General features: G+C 49.1%; 15 protein-coding genes. 3 read left to right on the top strand and 12 right to left on the bottom strand.

What is annotated here, in order from left to right; all coding sequences use genetic code 11:
* Positions 1–101 precede the first annotated feature (101 nt).
* The 3 genes from GWG06_RS03800 to GWG06_RS03790 all read left to right on the top strand — a co-directional run bounded on the left by GWG06_RS03800 (position 102) and on the right by GWG06_RS03790 (position 7,527).
* Positions 102–3,383, top strand: a complete 3,282-nt coding sequence (locus GWG06_RS03800) for a TonB-dependent receptor (protein WP_160711461.1) — start codon at positions 102–104, stop codon at positions 3,381–3,383.
* A 24-nt stretch (positions 3,384–3,407) separates the two neighbouring features.
* On the top strand, positions 3,408–5,015 hold the full coding sequence (locus GWG06_RS03795; RefSeq protein WP_160711459.1) for a RagB/SusD family nutrient uptake outer membrane protein: 1,608 nt from the start codon (positions 3,408–3,410) through the stop codon (positions 5,013–5,015).
* A gap of 151 nt (positions 5,016–5,166) precedes the next feature.
* Positions 5,167–7,527, top strand: a complete 2,361-nt coding sequence (locus tag GWG06_RS03790; protein ID WP_202182939.1) for a family 20 glycosylhydrolase — start codon at positions 5,167–5,169, stop codon at positions 7,525–7,527.
* 34 nt (positions 7,528–7,561) lie between these two features.
* Here the strand turns inward: GWG06_RS03790 and GWG06_RS03785 are convergent, their stop codons facing one another.
* The 12 genes from GWG06_RS03785 to nuoH all read right to left on the bottom strand — a co-directional run bounded on the left by GWG06_RS03785 (position 7,562) and on the right by nuoH (position 20,615).
* Positions 7,562–8,746 (bottom strand): cytochrome P450, encoded by a 1,185-nt coding sequence (locus tag GWG06_RS03785; RefSeq protein WP_160711457.1) that lies wholly within the window; start codon positions 8,744–8,746, stop codon positions 7,562–7,564.
* A 72-nt stretch (positions 8,747–8,818) separates the two neighbouring features.
* Positions 8,819–9,919, bottom strand: a complete 1,101-nt coding sequence (locus GWG06_RS03780; protein WP_160711455.1) for a D-TA family PLP-dependent enzyme — start codon at positions 9,917–9,919, stop codon at positions 8,819–8,821.
* 11 nt (positions 9,920–9,930) lie between these two features.
* The gene (locus GWG06_RS03775) at positions 9,931–10,395 is read right to left on the bottom strand and encodes a RidA family protein (protein WP_127040679.1); all 465 of its coding nucleotides are present in this window, start codon (positions 10,393–10,395) and stop codon (positions 9,931–9,933) included.
* A 19-nt stretch (positions 10,396–10,414) separates the two neighbouring features.
* Complete coding sequence (locus GWG06_RS03770; RefSeq protein ID WP_160711453.1) at positions 10,415–11,728, bottom strand: gluconate:H+ symporter; 1,314 nt, start codon at positions 11,726–11,728, stop codon at positions 10,415–10,417.
* A 49-nt stretch (positions 11,729–11,777) separates the two neighbouring features.
* Positions 11,778–13,061: an ABC transporter permease gene (locus tag GWG06_RS03765; protein ID WP_127040673.1), complete on the bottom strand. Its 1,284-nt coding sequence runs from the start codon at positions 13,059–13,061 to the stop codon at positions 11,778–11,780.
* 186 nt (positions 13,062–13,247) lie between these two features.
* Positions 13,248–14,621, bottom strand: a complete 1,374-nt coding sequence (locus GWG06_RS03760) for an NADH-quinone oxidoreductase subunit N (protein ID WP_127042122.1) — start codon at positions 14,619–14,621, stop codon at positions 13,248–13,250.
* A gap of 89 nt (positions 14,622–14,710) precedes the next feature.
* Positions 14,711–16,126: a complex I subunit 4 family protein gene (locus tag GWG06_RS03755; protein WP_160711451.1), complete on the bottom strand. Its 1,416-nt coding sequence runs from the start codon at positions 16,124–16,126 to the stop codon at positions 14,711–14,713.
* A gap of 33 nt (positions 16,127–16,159) precedes the next feature.
* On the bottom strand, positions 16,160–18,058 hold the full coding sequence (gene nuoL / locus GWG06_RS03750) for an NADH-quinone oxidoreductase subunit L (protein ID WP_160711449.1): 1,899 nt from the start codon (positions 18,056–18,058) through the stop codon (positions 16,160–16,162).
* Between the two features lie 49 nt (positions 18,059–18,107).
* The gene (gene nuoK, locus GWG06_RS03745) at positions 18,108–18,425 is read right to left on the bottom strand and encodes an NADH-quinone oxidoreductase subunit NuoK (protein WP_127042116.1); all 318 of its coding nucleotides are present in this window, start codon (positions 18,423–18,425) and stop codon (positions 18,108–18,110) included.
* 37 nt (positions 18,426–18,462) lie between these two features.
* Positions 18,463–18,933 carry an NADH-quinone oxidoreductase subunit J family protein gene (locus GWG06_RS03740; protein ID WP_235938120.1) on the bottom strand — a complete coding sequence of 157 codons (471 nt, stop codon included), beginning with the start codon at positions 18,931–18,933 and terminating at the stop codon, positions 18,463–18,465.
* Positions 18,934–19,015: 82 nt separating this feature from the next.
* Entirely contained in the window at positions 19,016–19,519 is a 504-nt protein-coding gene (nuoI, locus tag GWG06_RS03735; RefSeq protein WP_127042112.1) for an NADH-quinone oxidoreductase subunit NuoI, read from the bottom strand.
* 52 nt (positions 19,520–19,571) lie between these two features.
* Positions 19,572–20,615, bottom strand: coding sequence for an NADH-quinone oxidoreductase subunit NuoH (gene nuoH, locus GWG06_RS03730; protein ID WP_173962815.1), 1,044 nt, complete (start codon positions 20,613–20,615; stop codon positions 19,572–19,574).
* Positions 20,616–20,623 lie beyond the last annotated feature (8 nt).

The raw sequence follows: 20,623 nt of genomic DNA, 5'->3' as shown, positions 1-20,623 counted from the left end.
TTTTTATTGACCAAAAGTTTCCTAAATGTATGAAAAAATCAAGGAGTTTTTTTCATGAAGGAGCGTCGTATCCCTTCATGATCCTTAAAGCGATTCTTCTTATGAAATTATCGTTCTTTCTTACGCTGATCACCTGTTTACAGGTATCGGCCACCGCCTACTCACAGCGCTCCCGCATTACCGTTAATGTATCGGAAGTGAAGCTGATGAAATTTCTGAAACTGGTGGAGAAAAAATCCAATTGCCGGTTTGTATATAATGATAATGCCATAGCTCCTGATCTTACAGTATCCCTGCAGGTAAATGACGCCGCTGTGGAAGATGTACTGACAACTGCGCTGGCCAATACCGGCCTGCATTTCACGCTGCTGAAAAATGACCTGATTGTGATTGCACCGGAGCATATGGTCATCCAGGATGTTATCATCCAGGGTAAGGTAACTGATAAAAACGGTACTCCCCTGCCTGGCGTAAGCATCAAAGTGGATAAAACCGGGAAAGGCACTATTACCAACGAACGCGGGGAATTCAAGCTGGAAGCACCTGGCGCTGCCAACCTGATATTTACCTATATCGGTTACCAGCAGCTGACCATGCCGGTTAACAACCGCACTGTCATAGAAGCTGTGCTGGCAGATGATACCAAAGGATTGAGCGAAGTGATTGTGGTAGGTTACGGCGTGCAGAAGAAAGCGAGTCTGACCGGCTCTGTGGCTACTGTCAGCGGTAAGGACGTCCGCGCCATGCCCGTTGCCAACCTCTCTAACAGCCTCATTGGCCGAGCTCCGGGCCTCATTGCCCGCCAGAACTCCGGTGAACCGGGCAACGACGGCGCATCGCTGAGTATCCGTGGTAAAAGTACCTTCGGCTACAGCGGCATGCTCGTTATTGTGGATGGTATCCAGCGCTCCTTCGCGGAGCTGAACCCTGCCGATATTGAAACCATCAGCATACTGAAAGATGCATCCTCTGCTGCCATCTATGGTTCGCGTGCAGCCAACGGTGTTATGCTCATCACTACCAAACGCGGCAGCACCGGCATTCCTACCATCTCCTACAACGGTTATGTGGGTTTCCAGCAGCCCACCCGTATTCCTAAACAGCTGAACAGCCTGCAATACATGCAGATGTACAACGACGGTCTGAAATCCAACGGACAGGCGCCCAGGTATTCTGAAGACGATATCAACACTGTACGTAACAATCCCGATCCGCTCCGTGGCCTTGCCAATACCGACTGGTGGAAAAGTACCATGAACAACACCGCCATGCAGACACAGCATGACCTCAGCGTAAGAGGCGGCAGCGATAAAGCCCGCTATTACATTTCCATCGGCTACCTGGATCAGAATTCTCTCTATAAATCCACCAACTACAAACGATATAACATCCGCTCCAACGTGGACGCGAATATTGGCAAACATCTCGTGGCATCCGTTGACCTGGCGGCCCGCCTGGAACGCAGAACTGGCCCCGGTGTAAATGCCACCACTATTTTCAACTCCATTATCCGCGCGGTGCCACTGGATGCTGACTATTATCCCAACGGCCTGCCTGCCGGCACCACCGGCGGCCGCAGCCCGCTCCTGGACGCCACCGAAAGCGGCAACCGCAAACAGGACTGGAATACCTTCCAGAGCAACTTCTCCCTGAAATATGATGTTCCCGGCGTAAAGGGCCTGTCATTAAAGGGTGTGGCGGCATATGACAAAAGGATGCAGTACGAAAAACAGTTCGCTATTCCTTACTCCTACTACAGCTACAATGCTTCGTCCAAAACATATGATAAAATTACCCGCGCCGGTAGTATTAACCTGACACAGAACTCCGAACAGCAGGCTGGTATTACAACACAGGCTATCGTGAATTATATCCGCTCCTTTGGCAAACATGATGTTGACGGTACCCTGCTATATGAAACCTACAATTACCGGATGGATAAAATGAATGCCTACCGTGAACAGTTTGACAGTCCGCTTATTCCGGAACTCTTTGCCGGCAGTGGTAACGGACTTAAAAACGATGGTACCGCAGATATCTATACCCGTGCAGGGGTAGCAGGCCGTTTCAACTACGCCTACAGCCACAAATACCTGCTCACCGCCACTTTCAGGTATGATGGCTCTCTTAGCTTCGCGAGTGACAAACGGTGGGGCTTCTTCCCTGGTGTATCTGCAGGATGGGTAATCTCTGAAGAAAATTTCTTCAAAGACAACGTACGCGCTGTTAATTACCTGAAGTTTAAAGCATCCTACGGCCAGCTGGGAAATGATAGTGTACGTGCATTCCAGTACCTGCCTACCTATTACGCCGGTACAGGCAATGGCACTACTTCTGTTTACATCATCGACGGAAAACCTTATAACGGTATTTTCTCTTCCGGTTATCCTAACAGCGACATCGGCTGGGAAGTGGCTACCACTACAGACTTCGGCTTTGAAGCCTCCCTCTGGAACCGAATGCTTACCATCGATGCAGGCTACTTCTACAAACGTACCAGCAAAATTTTGCGCCCGCGTACGGCTTCTGTACCCGGTACCTTCGGTGAAACATTGCCCTACCAGAACGTAGGTATTGTGGATAACCAGGGCTTCGAACTGGAACTGGGCCATGAGAACAGATTCGGACAGGTTGATTTTAATGCAAAAGGCACCTTCACCTACGCGCGCAACAAAGTGATTTATATGGACGAACCTGCGAATGTGCAGGCACCTTTAAGGCAGACAGGACGGCCGTTTGACCAATATTCCGGACTGGTGGCCATAGGAATTTTCCAGGATGAAGAAGAAATTAAGTATGCACCTAAGCAATACAATTTCAATCCTAAACCAGGCGATATCAGGTATGCAGATATTAACGGTGATGGGATTATCAACGATGATGACCGCACTATCATTGGCCGCAGCAAGGTTCCTGAAATTGTATACGGACTTAACCTCGGCGCCTCCTGGAAAAATTTTGACATCAGCATGTTATGGCAGGGAGCTGCCAATTTCAACACCTATCTGGCCAATGAACTGGCGTATCCATTCTTCAACGTATCCAATCCCATGACCTACATGATGGATTACTGGACACCGGAGAACCGTGATGCTGCCTTCCCGCGGCCGGTGGCAGGTGGTAACGCCAATAACCTGAAACAGTCATCCTTCTGGCTGCGCGATGCCAGTTACATTAAACTGCGCAGCCTGAATATCGGTTACTCACTGCCCGCTTCCATGCTGAAAAAATACAAGGTGCAACAGTTACGCCTATACGTAGCTGCGGCTAACCTGCTCACCATTTCAAAGCTGAAAGGACTGGATCCTGAAGTACCTTCTGAAACGCGCGGTTATTATCCGCAGCAGCGCAGTGTGAATTTCGGTGTGAATCTGACTTTATAATCTCTCTCCGTAAACAGAAAAATGATGAAAAAAATCTCCATATATATTCCGGTTATTATTACCTGCCTGCTTGCCTGGAGTGCCTGCAGCAAAATTGACCAGTCGCCGGTAAATAGTCTTTCTGATGAAACCGTATGGAAAGATCCCAGGCTTGTGCAATTATATGTAGCCGACATCTACGCCAACCTGCCTATCGGATTTGATGTAACCACAGATGGCACCGCCAACCTGTCCTGCATTACCGACGAAGCCCGCGGCAGCTATGCCTGGCTGGGAGCCAACATCCTGCAGATTAACGGCAAATACACTTCCAGCAATGCGCCGCTCGACATCTGGAGCAGTGCCTATAAAAATATCCGTAAAACAAATGTTTTCTTTCAGCAGATAGAAAAAGTAAATAACATGCCGGAAGAAGATAAAAAGAATTTAACCGGACAGGTAAAATTCCTGCGGGCATTTTATTACTTCGAACTGGTGAAACGTTATGGCGGCGTACCATTAATTACGACGCCGCAAACACTGACAGACGACCTGATGGTAAAACGCGATGATACCACTACCGTGTATAATTTCATTTCCACAGAACTGGATGCAGCAGCAGCCTTACTGCCTGCCACCGCCCGCGCCGGGCTGGCTAACAGGTGGACGGCACTCGCGCTGAAAAGCAGGGCTATGCTCTATGCACGCCGCTGGAACGATGCAGCCAAAGCATCACTGGAAATCATCGAAAAAGGTGGTTATGCACTGGTGAATAACTACAGCGATATTTTCAGCACCAAACAGCGTGCATCCACTGAAAGCATCTTTGAAATTCAATACCTCGACCCCAGCAGGGTACATAATTATGACGCCATGAACGTTCCCTATTATGATAACCCCGGCGACTATACGAGTTTAACGCAGCCAACACAGGAAATGACAGATGCCTACGAAATGCAGGCTACCGGCAAAGCCATTACAGATCCGGCTTCCGGCTATGATGCACAGCAGCCGTACAAGGGCCGCGATCCCAGGTTCTATGCCACCATCCTGTATGAAGGTGCACGCTGGAAAGGCCGCACCATCGAAACACGAGTAGGTGGCACCGATGGTATCGTTGGCCGCAATACCACCAATGACAACACAAAAACAGGTTACTACATCCGTAAATACCTGGATGAAACATTGCCACTGGAAAAAATCTGGAACAGCACGCAAAGCTGGGTAGAATTCCGTCTGGGTGAAATCTTCCTGAACTACGCGGAAGCCACCAACAACCTGAACGATCCTGCTACCGCAAAAAAATACGTGGACCTTATCCGCGCACGTGCACAGATGCCCGCTTTACAGGCAGGCATGAACACCACTGCCATGAGTGAAGCCATCATGCATGAACGGAAAATAGAACTGGCCTTCGAAAACCACCGCTACTGGGACCTTCGCCGCTGGCGTACTGCCGTGAAAGTATTAAACAACAAAACCTTCCACGGCATGCAGATCACCCTGGTTAACGGCGCCTACAAATACGAAGTGATAGAAGCCGATCTCGGCGCTTCTTCTCCCAGAGTATTTACAGAAGATTATTATCTGTTACCCATTCCTAAAACAGAACTGGAAAAGAACAAACAGCTTACGCAAAACGTACCGTGGTAATACGTTATCTTTAATTGCGAATTACGAATTGCGAATTACGAATGTAGAAGCGGAGATTAAAGCGAATGATTACATTTTATCAATCGCTTTAATCTCCGCTTTAACTCATCATTCATCATTCGTAATTCATAATTATTCAAAAAGTGAACACATGAAATACACAACTGCTCTATTTTTCTGCGGGCTGCTTACTGCTATGTCTGCTGCAGCGCAGCAGCTGCCTGATTCTGCTGTATTTGCACAGGCGGCCGCGGCTGTAACTTACAAGGCGGCTATCACCGGAGATATGCGCGCCATTACTATGCCGGCGGCTCCGGAAGGCTACCGGCTGCTGTTACGGGGTACAGACAGGCTGCCGGTTATTGATGCCAATGGGAATATTCATACGCCGCTGGTATCGTCCGTTGTAAAACTGTACTTTGTATTACAGCGGCTGAAAGACAGCGCTACACTGGATGTTCCTAATCTGACTGTTACCGTACCCGGCAAATATGAATCGGGCAGTGGTAATACTGCTCCGGGCGTTATCCCTGCATTACGGGAATGGTATGGCGGTAAAGGCAGCTATCAGCTGGCAGCCGGAACATCGCTGGTAATTGACCCCGTATATGCGGCAGCGTTATTACCGGGCGTAACCGCCTTTCAGCAGGACCTGCAGCTACTCACCGGCGGCACACGCTATCAGGTCAGGAAAGGGAAGCCGGGCAAAGGCGATATCTATTTTACCTTATCTTCCCCTGATACATCTGTCGGCGAAGAAGGTTACCTGATGCAGATTACCGACCGTATCACCATTCAGGCCCCTCATCATAAAGGCGCTTTCTGGGCAACCAGAACCATCCTGCAGATATTGGAACAGGATGCGCAGCACCGTCATATTCCGCAGGGTATTACGCGGGACTATCCCAAATATGCCGTGCGCAGCTTTGTACTGGATGCAGGCAGAAAATTTTTCAGCATAGACTTCCTCCGGCATTATGTGAAGTTCATGTCTTACTACAAGATGAACGATTTCCATATTCATCTCAATGACAATGGCTTCGCCAAATTCTTCGGCGACAACTGGGACAGTACCTACGCTGCATTCAGATTGGAGAACACCACCTATCCGGGTCTGACCGCGAAAGACGGGGCGTACAGCAAGCGGGAATTTATAGCCCTGCAGGCGCTGGCAGACAGCTTTGCCGTGAATATTATTCCGGAGATAGATGTGCCTGCACACTCCCTCGCCTTCACCAGGGTAGAGCCGCAGACAGCCAGTCTTACCTACGGCCGGGACCACCTGAACCTTGACAGCGCTTCCTACCGGATGATAGATAACGTATTCCGGGAATACCTGCAAGGGCCGGAACCGGTGTTTAAAGGCGCTGAAGTGCATATCGGCACAGATGAATACGCCAAGAAGGAAGCCGAGAAATTCAGGGCGTTTACAGACCATTACATACGTTTTGTGGAGAGCTTCGGCAAAAAGGTAAGAATGTGGGGATCTCTCACGCATGCCCGGGGCAATACGCCTGTAAAATCCGACGGTGTAACCATGAATGCCTGGTACAATGGTTATGCCGCACCGCGCGATATGATCCGGCAGGGATATGATCTTATCAGCACACCGGACGGATGGCTCTATATTGTACCCGCCGCCGGTTACTACTACGATTACCTCGACGTACAACGACTGTATAATAAATGGGAACCCAACATGATCGGAGATGTAACTTTTCCGATGGGGCATCCGCAGATTAAAGGCGGTGCATTTGCTGTCTGGAACGACCATCCCGGCAACGGTATTACCGCCCGCGATGTACATGACCGCGTCTTCCCCGCCATGCAGGTGCTGGCGGAAAAAATGTGGAACGGCCATACTGAAAGGAGCAGCTACAATACCTTCCGGCCCGTTGCCCTGCAACTGGGCGAAGGTCCGGGTCTGAATATGCGCGCGAAAGTTACCGGTAAAACCACCGAAGTACTCGCCTATGATTTTGCTTCTGCAGCAGATAACAGCGGCAATAACAGAAACATGCAGGAGATGCACCAGGCTTTGCTGACACCGGATAAAACCCTGCTGTTAAAAGGCGGGCGCAGCTTTGTACAAACACCGCTTACGGAAATCGGGTATAATTATACCGTACAGTTTGAGATCAAACCGGCAGCTGGCAACAAACCCAATGCCGTCATCTTCTCCTCACCGGATGCTGCTGTAACCTTGCTGCAGCAGGAAACGGGCAAACTGGGATTCACCAGGGAAGGCTATCATTACTATTTTAATTATCGTGTACCCGTTAACGTTTGGACAACCATTAAAATAACAGGTAATAATAAAGGCACCAGCCTGTACGTAAACGGCAAACTGGCAGAAAGACTGGAAGGCGCTACCATTGCCTTCTCCAACACGAAGGATAAAATTGCTAAAGTACAGACATTAGTTTTTCCGCTGGCATACATCGGTGATAAAACCAACAGCTTTGCAGGAGAAATAAAAAATCTGAAGGTGTTGAATACAGTAGAAGACTGATGATGATATTATAATTTTAAAAGGCCGCGCTGCATCAGCAGGTGCGGCCTTTTTCTATGGCATGCCAGGTGTTGAAAGCGATAGGCAGTTGCTGAAATCCTACTGCAATTCCACTCTCCGAAGGTTGCAGCAATACGCCGGGTTGCAGGTGGATATGTCTCATCCTCCGTAAAATTTCCTCCAGCGCAATACGGACTTCCGTTCTGGCCAGTGTATCTCCTACGCAGTAATGAAGGCCATATCCGAAAGAGAGTACATTTCCCCGGAGATGATTTCTGTATAAATCAAAATTATGCGGATCCGGAAATACTTCCGGGTCGCGGTTCGCGGCGGCTATCCATCCGTTCAGCAGGTCGTCTTTACGAATCAGCTGGCCATCCAGGTACACATCATGCCTGGCCCTGCGGTACATACTCACCGGCGAAGGCCGCAGCCGCAGTACTTCCCAGATAGCCCGGGGAATCAGTTCCGGATTATACATCAGTATTTCCTGTAATTCCGGATACTCAATAAATATCTGTACGGCATTGGTCAGCAGTGAAGCCGTTGTTTCATAGCCACCGATAAGAATTGTCATACAGGTGGCTATCTTCACTGACAGCAGCACTTCTTCGTCTCCTATTTTTGCTAAGGATAGTTTGGTAATCAGGTCATCTTCCGGCTGTTGTTTACGCAGCGCCATCATATGGGTGAAGAATGCGGTCATCTCTTCCTGCGCTTTGGCGGCGGTTTCAGGGCCGCCTTCCACGTAACCGGCATTAACAATAGTTTTTGCCCAGTAGTTTACTTTCGGCAGTGCGCTGGACGGAATACCCAGTATGCTGCCGATAACGCCGGCAGACAATGGCAGGGCAAAGTCGCGCACAAACTCCATTTCATGGTGCTGTATATTTTCTTCCAGGAGAGATATACATAGGGCACGGATATGCTCTTCCTGTTTAGCTACGGCACTGCGGCTGAAAGGAGGCGCAATCAATGCGCGGAACAGACCATGCAGCGGAGGGTCCAGCTGATTGAAATTGCTACCGATAATGTAATCATCCCGCCTCGGCAGAAAAGCATTGCTGAATGTTTCATAGTCCATGAAGATCCTTTGTACATCAGCGTGGCGATACACCTGCCAGGCGCCTTTACCACCAAACATAAGGCGGTGATCCTGATCAAAGTGAACAGGACGGATGTCAACCGGATGAAAGAAAGGCTGGGAAATGACCGGCATAACAGATTAATCTTTTATCAAGTTATCATATTTCACTGCGGTCAGACGGGCGGTCGGAACAACCGGTTATTCCTACACAATAATCTGCCTGTCTCTTGCTATTACTTTCCAGTTGCCGGTAACCTCATTGGCTGCCGCCACGTACGCTTTTTCGTACAGGGCTATGGTCGGACAAATATGCAATGGCACCCCATAGAACACAGTACCCACGGGATATGCAGTCGTATCTCCCACTTTCAGCACCAGGTGTTCTTCGCTTTGCGAAACAGGTTGCGCTTCCGGCGCATTCAGGAAATGTACGCGTGGCTGCGGGTTTTCTGCTGCAACAGATTTATGCCCGAGGTCCAGGCAAAGCAGCTGTTCATCAATAACAGATACCACCCTGGTAACAACGAGTGCTGCCCATTGAAAGGGCTGTTCCGGCAGATTGCGTGCATATCCCCAGTCCCAGAATACAAAGGTACCCGGACTGCATTGGATATGTTCTCTGGCGGCATGAATGGGAAAGGTAGGCGAGCCACCGGCAACGATGACCGGCTGCGGCAGGCCACTGTCTGTTATCTGCTGCTGCAACGCTGCTACCGGTGCATATGCTTCATCGCAACGTTTTTTTCGTATATCCATGTCCGTATCATGCAGGTGCCCGTCGTATGCGTGCAGCCCCTGCGGGATCAGTCCGGGTAAGGTATGCAGGTAGCGATACAGTTCCAGCGCGGCGGCATCCGGGCGGATACCTGTGCGGTTCATGCCTACATTCAGATCAATATATACAGCGATCCTGCGCTGGGTGCTAAATACAGCATGGATAGCATCTGCTGATGCCTTGCTGTCTACCAGGCAGGAGAAAACCGTATCCGGATATTTCTGTGTCAGTTCCAGCAGGCGGGTGATCTTGGGCCCTACCGGCTGATAGGCCAGCAGCACATCTTTTGCACCGGCGATACCCAGCATTTCTGCTTCTGCAATGGTAGCGCATTTAAAACGTTGTATTCCTGCCTTCAGTAACAGCTGTGTCACCTCCAGCATTTTATTCGTTTTTACGTGTGGGCGTAACCGTTGTATGTCATCGATCATTGTCTTTAACAGGCTGACATTAGCCTCTATCCTGTCTTTATAAACTACTGCCGCGGGAGAATCTATCTGCCCGATATTCTTCAGTTGATACCAGTCCATGTTTTCTTTTATTAAACGTGTAATTCAAATAAGGCTTCTATTTCTACGGGGATATTATCGGGCAGTGAACCGAAACCAACGGCACTGCGTACGCCCACGCCATTGTCAGGACCCCATACTTTTGCAAACAGCTCGCTGCATCCGTTAATTACATACGGATGCCGTTCAAATTCGGGTACACAGTTCACCATGCCCAGCACTTTAATTACCCGTTTAATTTTATCGAGGCTGCCGAGGTTATCAATCAGGGTGGCGAGAATGGCCAGCCCTACCTGCTGCGCAGCCAGCTTACCTTCTTCCATACTCAGGTCCTGCCCGATGCGGCCGATGATCAGGCTTCTGTCTTCCTTCACTGTTCCATGCCCTGATACATATACATGTTTTCCGTCTATCAGCAGTGGCTTATATACTCCCAGCGGTGTGGGCGGCGGGGGAAGTACGAGGCCCAGCGCCTTGAAATTTTCTGTGGGTGTCATTTCCGTTTATGCGTTTACGTTATACGATCATATTTAAGATAAGGCAACCGATCAGACCGGCTACTGAAACGATTGTTTCCATTACCGACCAGGTTTTGATGGTATCTTTTACAGACAAGTTAAAGTATTCCCGGAACATCCAGAAACCGGCATCGTTCACATGGGAAAACATGAGACTGCCGGCGCCGGTGGCCAGCACCATCAGGTTGGGATTTACGCCGGAAGAAGCGACCAGCGGCGCTACAATACCTGCGGTTGTTAAACCGGCTACCGTAGCCGATCCTATACATACGCGGATAATAGCCGCAATACCCCAGGCCAGCAGCAGCGGATGCAGGTGCATGTTGCGCAGCGAGGCCGCTATATAATCACTCACCCTGCTATCGTGCAGCAGCTGGGTGAGCGCACCGGAACCGGCTATTACCAGGATGATGACGGCCACGTCGCGCACGGCGTCATCCATCAGCGTCATGATTTTCTTTGAAGGCATTCCCCGTTGTACGCCCAGCAGCAGGATACCGTTCAGCACTGCCAGCAGCATTACAATGAGGGGTTCTCCCAGCCAGGTAGCCACGTGATAGAGCACATGTTCCTGCGGCAGCCATAACCTGGACAATGCAGTTACCGCCAGCAGCAATACCGGCAGCATGGCGGCAAAGAGGCTGGCGCCCATTCCCGGCAGTTCTTCTTCCGGCATGGGCGGCGCTACAAACATCTTTCCGGGTGCTGACCTATAGTTTTTAAGAAAACGGGAGAAGACAGGCCCGGCCAGAATAATGGCCGGAATCGCTACCAGGATGCCGTATAACAGCGTCAATCCCATATTGGCATGGAACTGTGCCACCAGCGCAGTAGGCGACGGATGCGGCGGTAAATATCCATGTGTAACAGACAGGGAAGCCAGCATCGGAATACCCAGATATACCACCGGTAGTCCGGTCTGCGCCGCTACCGTGAATATGAGAGGTACCATCAGTACAAACCCGATATTATAGAACAGCGGAATACCTACGATGAAGCCGGTCAGCATGAGCGACCACTGAATATACCCAGGACCAAAGAGTTTCATTAATCCGCCTGCGATCTTTTGTCCGGCGCCGCTTTCCGCCACCAGTTTTCCCAGCATACTACCGAAAACAATGACTACAATCAGTGATCCCAGGGTTTTTCCGATACCTGTCTGTATCGACTGGGTGATCTCCGTCACAGGCATATGCAGGGCGAGGCCCATCAGCAGGGATACAATGAGGAAGGACAGGAAAGTATTAAGGCGCAGCCAGGTAACCAGGAGTACCAGGAGCAGGATAGCAGCAGTTACAATCAATAAGGGCATGTCTTGTTATTTTGAACAAGAACAAGATAATAAATAGGAACTGGATTTACTATTCGTAACGCAGGGCAATAATCGGGTCCAGTTTAGACGCCTTCACAGCGGGATAAATGCCGGAAATGAGTCCTACTGCGGCGCACAGGCTTACGCCGATGAGTATCCACAACCAGGGTATGATAAAGGGGGATTTCAGCAGGGCAGATACAATATTACCCAGCAACATACCCATGAATACACCGATCAGTCCACCCATCACACTGATAATGATGGCTTCATACAGGAACTGCCGGCGGATGGTAAGGCCGGTAGCGCCCAGCGCTTTGGTAACGCCTATTTCGCGGGTTCTTTCAGCCACAGACACCAGCATGATATTCATCAGCCCGATGGCAGAGCCGAAAAGGGTGATGAAGGCGATAGCCACGGCGAACAGGTTCACCTGGCTCAGGCTCTTGAACAGCATCTCTGCGATACTGTCGCTCTTACTGATCTGGAAGTTATCTTCTTCATTGAGGGCCAGTCCGCGGATAATGCGGAAAACGCCGGTAGCCTCTCCCTGCGCGGCTTCCATCAGTTTAATATCTTTCACTGCCACACTTACCTGGTAGGAAGAAGAGGGCTTGTTAAATATTCTTCGTGTATTGTTTACCGTTGTAATCACCACATTATCAGCACTCATCAGATTACTGCTTCCCTTGGAGGCCAGTACGCCGATAACGCGGTAGCGGATATCGCCCACGCGCACAGAGTTGTTGATAACGTTCTTCATTTTCTTGCCAAACAGCTTCTCGGCCACATCCTTACCCAGGATAGCCACATTACGGCCGGATTCCACGTCAAGCGTATTAAAATTCCTGCCCTGCGCTACTGTATAGCTGGAAATATCCAGGTAGTTCTCATCTCCCCCGATCATATTCACATTCGGGTTTGTCTTCTTATCATCCTTATAAACGGTAGCGATACCGCTGGCGCGGAAGGAGATGCTCACTGTAGCCGGGAATTTATAACGTTCCTTGAACAACACCGCCTCCTGGTACCTGATCGGCTTGTTGCTGTTGGATTTTTTAACCTTCTTCTTCTGATTTTTATTTCCTTTGGAAGCCTTATCTCCGCCGTCATCCCCGAAGTTCACCTGCATGTCGCGGTTACGCAGTGAGAAACTGTTGGCGCCCATACTGGCAAAGCTGGTATAGATGCTGTTTTTCATACTGTCGATAGCAGTGAGAATACCCACCAGTACAGTAATACCTACTGCAATAATAGCTACAGTAAGACCTGTCCGCAATTTATTGCCAGTTACAGAACGATAAGCCAATGAAAATATATCCCGGGATTGCATAGATTAACCAATTAGGATAAAGTTAATGTAAATACATGGGGAAAACCATTCTATTTGGGATAAACGGCTTGGGGAAAATTACGAATTACGAATTGCGAATTACGAATGAGAGCGAAGATGTAAGCGGATATTCGCTTTCATCTTCGCTCTCATTCGTAATTCGCAATTCGTAATTCGTAATTCTTTTTATAAAAAAGATATCAGGAGATTCGGGAACAGGCCGAGTAAAATTACCAGTGCGATCACAGCAATCAGGGTAATTTTAAAGCCGCCGGACACTTCTTCTACTTCAGGGTCGCCCTGTTTGAAATACATGGCGATGATTACGCGGAAGTAGTAGTAAACGCTGATAGCAGCGCAGAGTACCCCAATGATAACGAGCCACAGCAGGTGACCGTGCTGGATGGCTGCCGCGAGCACAAAATACTTGGCGAAGAACCCTGCTGAAACAGGAATACCGGCCAGGGAGAAAAGGAATATTGTTACTGCCAGCGCCAGCAACGGTTGTTTGCGGGCAAGACCGTTAAAGCCTTCGAAGGTATAATCCTTCAGCTTCAGCAGTACGGCGAAAATACCGATGGTAGCGATGCTGTAGGCAGCGGCATACAGGATGATACCCTGTGTAGCCAGGGTGTTCATCGCCACTACTGCAAACAGCATGAAGCCGGCCTGCGCAATACTGGAGTACGCCAGCATACGCTTTACGCTCTGCTGAAATACTGCGCTGAAGTTACCGATAATCAGGGTAGCAGCGGTGATAATAGAGAGAATCAGTGTCCAGTGGCCGCTGATGGCGCCGCCGGCAAAGCTCACATGGAACATGCGCAGGAAAGCCACAAACGCACCGGCTTTCACAACGGTAGCCATGAACGCTGTAAATACGGTAGGTGAACCATCGTATACGTCCGGTGTCCAGAAGTGGAAAGGCACAGCAGATACTTTAAAGGAAAACGCGAACACCATCAGGATGATACCGCATAACGCCAGCGGATGAACGGGGTCAGTACCCAATCCGAGTTCCGCTATGTTGAAAGTACCGGCTGCTCCGTATATCAGGGTAATACCCATCAGCAGGATACCGGTGGAAAAAGATCCCATCAGGAAATATTTCAGGGATGCTTCATTGCTTTTCAGGCTTTTTCTGTCGGCGCCCGCGAGGATATACTGCGGGATAGACATAATTTCTATTGACAGGAACAGCATCAGCAGGTTACTGAAAGATGATGCCAGGGATATACCTGCCAGGATAAAAAATATCAGTGCGTAGTAGTCGCCGACATGTTCCCCCACCTTTACCATTTCACGGCCGGATAACAGGAAGTACAGCAAGGTTGCGCCTAATGCTACGGCATTGAACAGCACACTGAATTTAGATACTTCAATCATGCCATACATCGTAAAGCTGCCCAGCGCTACAGATGGATACTGCGCCAGGTTAGCAATAAATGCTATAATGATGGCCGCTATGGCAAAAAATTTAATATGCTGCTTATTACGTACAAGTAATCCAACAAACATCAGAACAACGCCCGATAAAGCAGTAGAAATTAGTGCATTCATATTTTTGCGTTACAAAACCCGTTTAAAATTTTTCATTTGAAATTTTGTCATTTGGTTATTTACATCTCAAATAACTAAATAAAAAAATCTCAGAATGTTTTGCTTACCAGATCCAACATAGGCTGAGGATAAACGCCCAGCACCAGAATCAGGATCACTATCAGGCTCAGTGCCACGGCTTCGCCAGGCTGTAAGTCGGTAGTTTTATCAGTGAGTTCATTGCCTTCACCGAAGATCACTTTCTGGATCATATTCAGTGTGTATACGGCAGAAAGGATAATACCCAATCCGGCGAATGCCATGAACCAGTGATTATATTGGAACAAGCCGCTGAACATCAGGAACTCACCGATAAATCCGTTGGTAAGCGGTAACCCGATATTAGCCAGGCTGATGATAACCAGGAAGATGGCCATGCGGGGCGCCTTGCGGGCAATACCTCCGAGCTGGTCCATATTTTTCACGCCCAGGCGGTTCTGGATGATCTCCACGATGATCCACAATCCGATGATGTTGATACCGTGGTTGAACATCTGCAGGAGTACGCCCTGGGTGCTTTGTTCGTTATGTGCAAAAATAGCGGCACACATCAGGCCGATGTGAGCGATGGAAGAATAGGCGATCAGCCTTTTGATATCGCTTTGTACCATCGCGATGCAGGAGGCATAGATGATACCGATCAGCGACAGCACAATGGCTACATCTCCCCACATGGCAACGCCCTGCGGCAGTACCGGCATGAGCCAGCGAAGTACGCCGAACAGCCCCATTTTCACCATTACCCCGGAGAGGATCATGGTTACGGGAGTAGGCGACTGCTCGTAAGTATCCGGCTGCCAGGTATGAAACGGGAACACCGGCATCTTGATGGCGAAAGCCACGAAGAACAGCCAGAAGAGCCATTTCTGGTCACCCAGGCTCAGCGGCAGGCTGGTAAAGGCTGTCCAGCTGAAAGAGTGGTCCGGCGTCTGGAAATACAGGTAGATAATACCTACCAGCATCAGCAGGGAGCCGAGGAAAGTGTATACAAAGAATTTAAAGGTAACGGCTATACGTTTTTCACCGCCCCACAGGGAGCAGAGGAAATATACAGGTATCAGCGCCAGTTCCCAGAATATGTAAAACTGCAGTGCATCGTAAGCGGTGAATACACCGGTTAACCCTGCCTGCGATAACAACATCAGTCCGTAGAAGCTGTTGGGTTTTTCATAACTGCGGTTCCAGATGGTGATAAATACCAGCAGGAAAGCCGCAGCAGTGAGTAAGCACAACATAACGCCCATGCCATCCATTCCCACGCGGAACTGACTTCCCAGTTGAGGTATCCAGTCTGCCACCAACGATAATTTTGCAGGCGAGGCATGAAACGTGCATGCTGCTGCTATTGCCGCCACCAGCGTTGCCAGGGATGAAATCATGCCCAGCACTTTAGGCCCGGACCCTTTCAGGCCAAATGCAATCAGGCCCGCAACGAAAGGAATCAATATTAATAAAACTGTCAACATAATTTATCTGCGCTTGTAACTTCCGCTATTGGTTTATAATAAGAATCCGATCACAAATAACACGATCATACCGATCACCATGGCAAAGATGTAGAATCCAACCTGACCGTTCTGTACGAGGCGGATCTGCTGACTGCCCCATTGTACGCTGCGGCCGATGCCATTTACCAGCCTGTCGATACCTGCCTTTTCAACTGTATCGCGGAAGAAGCGGGACAGTTCATACAGTGGTTTTACAATGACAGCTTCATACAGCTCATCGATATACCATTTGTTTTCCAGCACTTTGGCCAGTCCGGTATTTTCTTTACCTGTATCCGTATAATTCGCGAATTTTCCACGGGCAATGAGAATGAACACAATTACCAGCGCACTGCTCAGTCCCATCAGCATCCATTCAGTGGAATGTGACAGGTGGTGCGCAGTGGCAAACGGCGCAGATGGTGCAAACACCGGCGCAAGGTATTCTGCCAGCAGGTTCTTCACACCAAATACTTCCGGTAATCCTACATAACCACCGAAAATGGATAATACCGCCAGGATCATCAGTGGAATGGTGATGGCAGCAGGGCTTTCATGCAGGTGGTGTTCCTGTTCATGTGTACCACGGAAGCTTCCGGAGAAGGTAATGTAGTACAGGCGGAACATATAGAAAGCGGTCATCAGCGCGCCCGCCAGGCCCAGTACATATAATACGGGGTTGTTGGCAAACGCCTGCGCCAGAATTTCATCCTTGGAGAAGAAACCGGAGAAGCCCGGTATACCGGCAATAGCAAGACATCCGACCAGGAATGTCCAGTTGGTGGTAGGCATGAATTTCTTCAGGCCGCCCATTTTGCGGATATCCTGTTCACCGCCCATGGCATGAATTACAGAGCCGGAACCCAGGAACAGCAGCGCTTTGAAGAAAGCGTGCGTCATTACGTGGAATACCGCGGCCGTGTAAGCGCCAACGCCCAGTGCCAGGAACATATAACCCAGCTGGCTCACGGTGGAATAAGCCAGTACTTTTTTAATATCGTTTTGTTTCAGTGCAATAGAAGCGGCGAACAGGGCGGTAGCCAGGCCAATCACTGCTATCACCATCTGAATGCATGGCGCCAGCGTATAAATCACGTTGCTGCGGGCAATCATATAAATCCCGGCAGTCACCATCGTAGCGGCGTGGATCAGCGCTGATACAGGAGTAGGACCCGCCATCGCATCCGGCAGCCAGGTGTACAGCGGAATCTGGGCTGATTTACCCATAGCGCCCACAAACATCAGCATGGCGATAGCTACCAGTACCGGGCTGTTCATGCCCAGCGGCGCTGCTTTCGCAAATACTTCAGGGAAAGTTACTGTACCAAACTGCATAATCATGAAGAAGATGCCCAGCAGGAAGCCGAGGTCACCGATACGGTTCATGATGAACGCTTTCTTGGCAGCATTGTTATAGCTGGTATTTTTAAACCAGAAGCCAATGAGCAGGTAAGAGCAGAGCCCAACGCCTTCCCATCCGATGAACATCATCACATAGTTGGCTCCCAGTACCAGTATCAGCATGGAGAATACGAAGAGGTTGAGATAGGCGAAATACCTGGCAAAGCTCTCATCGCTTTCATCATGCATGTAGGAAGTGGAGTAAATGTGGATCAGGGTACCCACGCCGGTAATAACGAGCAGGAACAGGGCGCTCAGCTGATCTACCTGGAATGCAAAAGGAATATGCAGGTTACCTACGGAAATGAAGTTGAACAGGTGTACTACCTGCGCCTGAAATCCGGGGGCTTTCACCTCAAAAAATATCAATAAGCTCACCACAAAGGAAGCCAATACAGAACCGCTTCCAATAAACCCTACCAGGGACTTGGATAAAAATCTGCGTCCCAATCCATTTACCAGAAATCCGAGTAACGGTAAAAATGGTACCAGCCAAACTAGATTAATCATTTATCAATTCTATTTACGACGACAACTAATAATTACAAAAGGCGAATTATTAATTTTTCAGCCTGTTAAGAATGTTTATATCAACTGAGTGTGTATTTCTGTAAACCATGGTAATGATGGCCAGTCCTACAGCTACTTCCGCTGCGGCAACCACCATAATAAAGAATACAAACAACTGCGCTGATCCGGCATCTACTTTTCCTGCATCTGCCCACATTTTGGAGAATGCTACCATCAGGAGGTTTACGGCATTCAGCATCAGCTCTATGCACATGAAGATGATGATCGCATTACGGCGCATCAATACCCCCATCACACCGATGCAGAACAGGGCGATACTCAGGAATATGTAATATTGAACAGGCATAATATTTTTAATTATGAATTATCAATGATGAATGATGTTAGTCCTTTTTACCGATTACTACGGCGCCTACCATGGCGCTGAGGAAGAGGATACTGCTCACCTCAAACGGCACCACGTATTGTTTGAACAATAATTTACCCAGGTTGCCGATCAGACCGATTTCTGTTGACTCCGTTCCCAGTGCCGGCATACTGGCGTCGCGCAGGGCGGCAACAAGTACTACCAGTAATGCGCCGCCGCTGATGGCGCCGGCATATTTCAGCCAGTTGCGTTTCTGCGGTTCCAGTTCAGCATTCAGGTTCATCAACATCATCACATAAAGGAACAACACCATGATAGCACCTGCATATACGATGATATGCACCACGGCCAGGAACTGTGCATTCAGCATCACATAATGTCCGGCTATGGTAAAGAAGGTAACGATCAGGCACAATACACTCGTCACGGGATTCTTGCTAAGCACTACGCCCAGCGCTGATACCAGCGCCACAAACGAAAGTACCATGAAAATTATTTGTTGGATACTCATTCCCATCTCTGCTATGTTTGACTATTGTATTTTTTAGCTAATGTGCGCTGTGAAAAAATTATTTACCTGTTTTAGGATCAGGAATCAGCAGATCATCTTTTCCATAGATGAAGCCTTTACGCTGATAGTTGGATGGCGCAAAGGTTTCAGACATGTAGATGGCATCTTTGGGGCAGGCTTCTTCACAAAATCCGCAGAAGATGCAACGCAGCATGTTGATTTCATACCTGGCTGCATATTTTTCTTCGCGGTACAGGTTTTCTTCACCTGTTTTTCTTTCTGCCGCTTCCATGGTGATCGCTTCTGCGGGGCAGGCTACTGCGCACAGTCCGCATGCAGTGCATCTTTCACGTCCTTCTTCATCACGGTTCAGTACATGTAACCCACGGAATACCGGGCTGAAATCACGTTTCTTCTCCGGGAAACTAACGGTAGCCTTGCGCTGGAAAAGGTGCTTCAGGGTGATACCCATACCTTTTGCAATAGCAGGTACGTATAATTTTTCCATGAATGTCATCGGCCTGCGGTCTACCGGCTTAGCTCTGTTTGTAAGTGCTTGCATAGTAAATGCTTTATTTAGTCCGCACCCTGCGGTGCGTATAAAGTAATAGTTTTTAGTGTTGACGTAACAATACCACGCCACCGGTAATCAGCATATTGGCCAGTGCCAGCGGAATCAGAACTTTCCAGCCCAGGCGCATCAGCTGATCGTAACGGAATCTGGGGATTGTCCAGCGAACCCACATAAAGAAGAATATGAACAGCAGTGTTTTGATAAACAGTGCTGCAAATCCCAGCAGGGAGATCATATTCGGGCTCAGGCCGAGGCTGTCCATATACGGGAAGGCATAGCCGCCGAAATACATGGTAGCCATCAGCGCGGAGCTGATAAACATGTTGATATATTCTGCGAACAGGAAGAAGCCGAGTTTCATGGAAGAATATTCCAGGTGGTAACCACCATTCAGCTCATTCTCTGCTTCGGGTAAGTCAAACGGTGTACGGTTACATTCTGCAAAAGCACAGATCAGGAAGATGAAGAAGCCCAGCGGCTGATATACTACGTTCCACAGGTCATGGCGCTGTTGCTCCACGATTTCTTTCAGGCTGAGGGTACCTGTGAGCATGAGTAATGCTATCAGGGCCAGTCCCATAGGCAGTTCGTAGGAGATAATCTGGGAAGCGGCACGTACAGAGGCCAGCAGCGAGTATTTGTTGTTGGAAGCCCAGCCGCCCACCATGATACCGTAAACGCCCATACTTACTACTCCGAAGATGAAGAGGATACCGATGTTCACATCAGCCACCTGCAGGGAGATGGTTCTTCCGGCAATGGTGAGGGTATCTCCCCAGGGGATTACGGCACTGGTCATACAGGCCACCACCATGGCGATGGAAGGACCGAGTATAAAGAGGAACGGATTGGAGTTGGTGGGAATAATTTCTTCCTTGAAGAAGAGTTTACCACCATCAGCCAGCGGCTGTAACAATCCCATAGGGCCCGCGCGGTTAGGACCGAGACGGTCCTGGATCCAGGCGGCCACTTTTCTTTCTCCCCAGGTAGAGTACATGGCTACTACCAGCGACAGCACCAATACAGCTGATATCAGCAGTATTTTTTCAATGATAAAAAACCAGTCTATGCTTAATAACGTCATTTCCAGTT

The organism is Chitinophaga solisilvae, assembly GCF_009928525.1.
In the GTDB taxonomy this organism is placed as follows: domain Bacteria; phylum Bacteroidota; class Bacteroidia; order Chitinophagales; family Chitinophagaceae; genus Chitinophaga; species Chitinophaga solisilvae.
The sequence above is the reverse complement of the archived record's forward strand: the minus strand, read 5'-3'. Positions and strand labels throughout refer to the sequence as shown.

Excerpts from the sequence above, each read along its gene's own strand:
- GWG06_RS03800 (WP_160711461.1), top strand. The coding sequence starts at position 102 with ATGAAATTATCGTTCTTTCTTACGCTGATCACCTGTTTACAGGTATCG.
- GWG06_RS03795 (WP_160711459.1), top strand. The coding sequence starts at position 3,408 with ATGAAAAAAATCTCCATATATATTCCGGTTATTATTACCTGCCTGCTT.
- GWG06_RS03790 (WP_202182939.1), top strand. The coding sequence starts at position 5,167 with ATGAAATACACAACTGCTCTATTTTTCTGCGGGCTGCTTACTGCTATG.
- GWG06_RS03785 (WP_160711457.1), bottom strand. The coding sequence starts at position 8,746 with ATGCCGGTCATTTCCCAGCCTTTCTTTCATCCGGTTGACATCCGTCCT.
- GWG06_RS03780 (WP_160711455.1), bottom strand. The coding sequence starts at position 9,919 with ATGGACTGGTATCAACTGAAGAATATCGGGCAGATAGATTCTCCCGCG.
- GWG06_RS03775 (WP_127040679.1), bottom strand. The coding sequence starts at position 10,395 with ATGACACCCACAGAAAATTTCAAGGCGCTGGGCCTCGTACTTCCCCCG.
- GWG06_RS03770 (WP_160711453.1), bottom strand. The coding sequence starts at position 11,728 with ATGCCCTTATTGATTGTAACTGCTGCTATCCTGCTCCTGGTACTCCTG.
- GWG06_RS03765 (WP_127040673.1), bottom strand. The coding sequence starts at position 13,061 with ATGCAATCCCGGGATATATTTTCATTGGCTTATCGTTCTGTAACTGGC.
- GWG06_RS03760 (WP_127042122.1), bottom strand. The coding sequence starts at position 14,621 with ATGAATGCACTAATTTCTACTGCTTTATCGGGCGTTGTTCTGATGTTT.
- GWG06_RS03755 (WP_160711451.1), bottom strand. The coding sequence starts at position 16,126 with ATGTTGACAGTTTTATTAATATTGATTCCTTTCGTTGCGGGCCTGATT.
- nuoL (WP_160711449.1), bottom strand. The coding sequence starts at position 18,058 with ATGATTAATCTAGTTTGGCTGGTACCATTTTTACCGTTACTCGGATTT.
- nuoK (WP_127042116.1), bottom strand. The coding sequence starts at position 18,425 with ATGCCTGTTCAATATTACATATTCCTGAGTATCGCCCTGTTCTGCATC.
- GWG06_RS03740 (WP_235938120.1), bottom strand. The coding sequence starts at position 18,933 with ATGGTACTTTCGTTTGTGGCGCTGGTATCAGCGCTGGGCGTAGTGCTT.
- nuoI (WP_127042112.1), bottom strand. The coding sequence starts at position 19,519 with ATGCAAGCACTTACAAACAGAGCTAAGCCGGTAGACCGCAGGCCGATG.
- nuoH (WP_173962815.1), bottom strand. The coding sequence starts at position 20,615 with ATGACGTTATTAAGCATAGACTGGTTTTTTATCATTGAAAAAATACTG.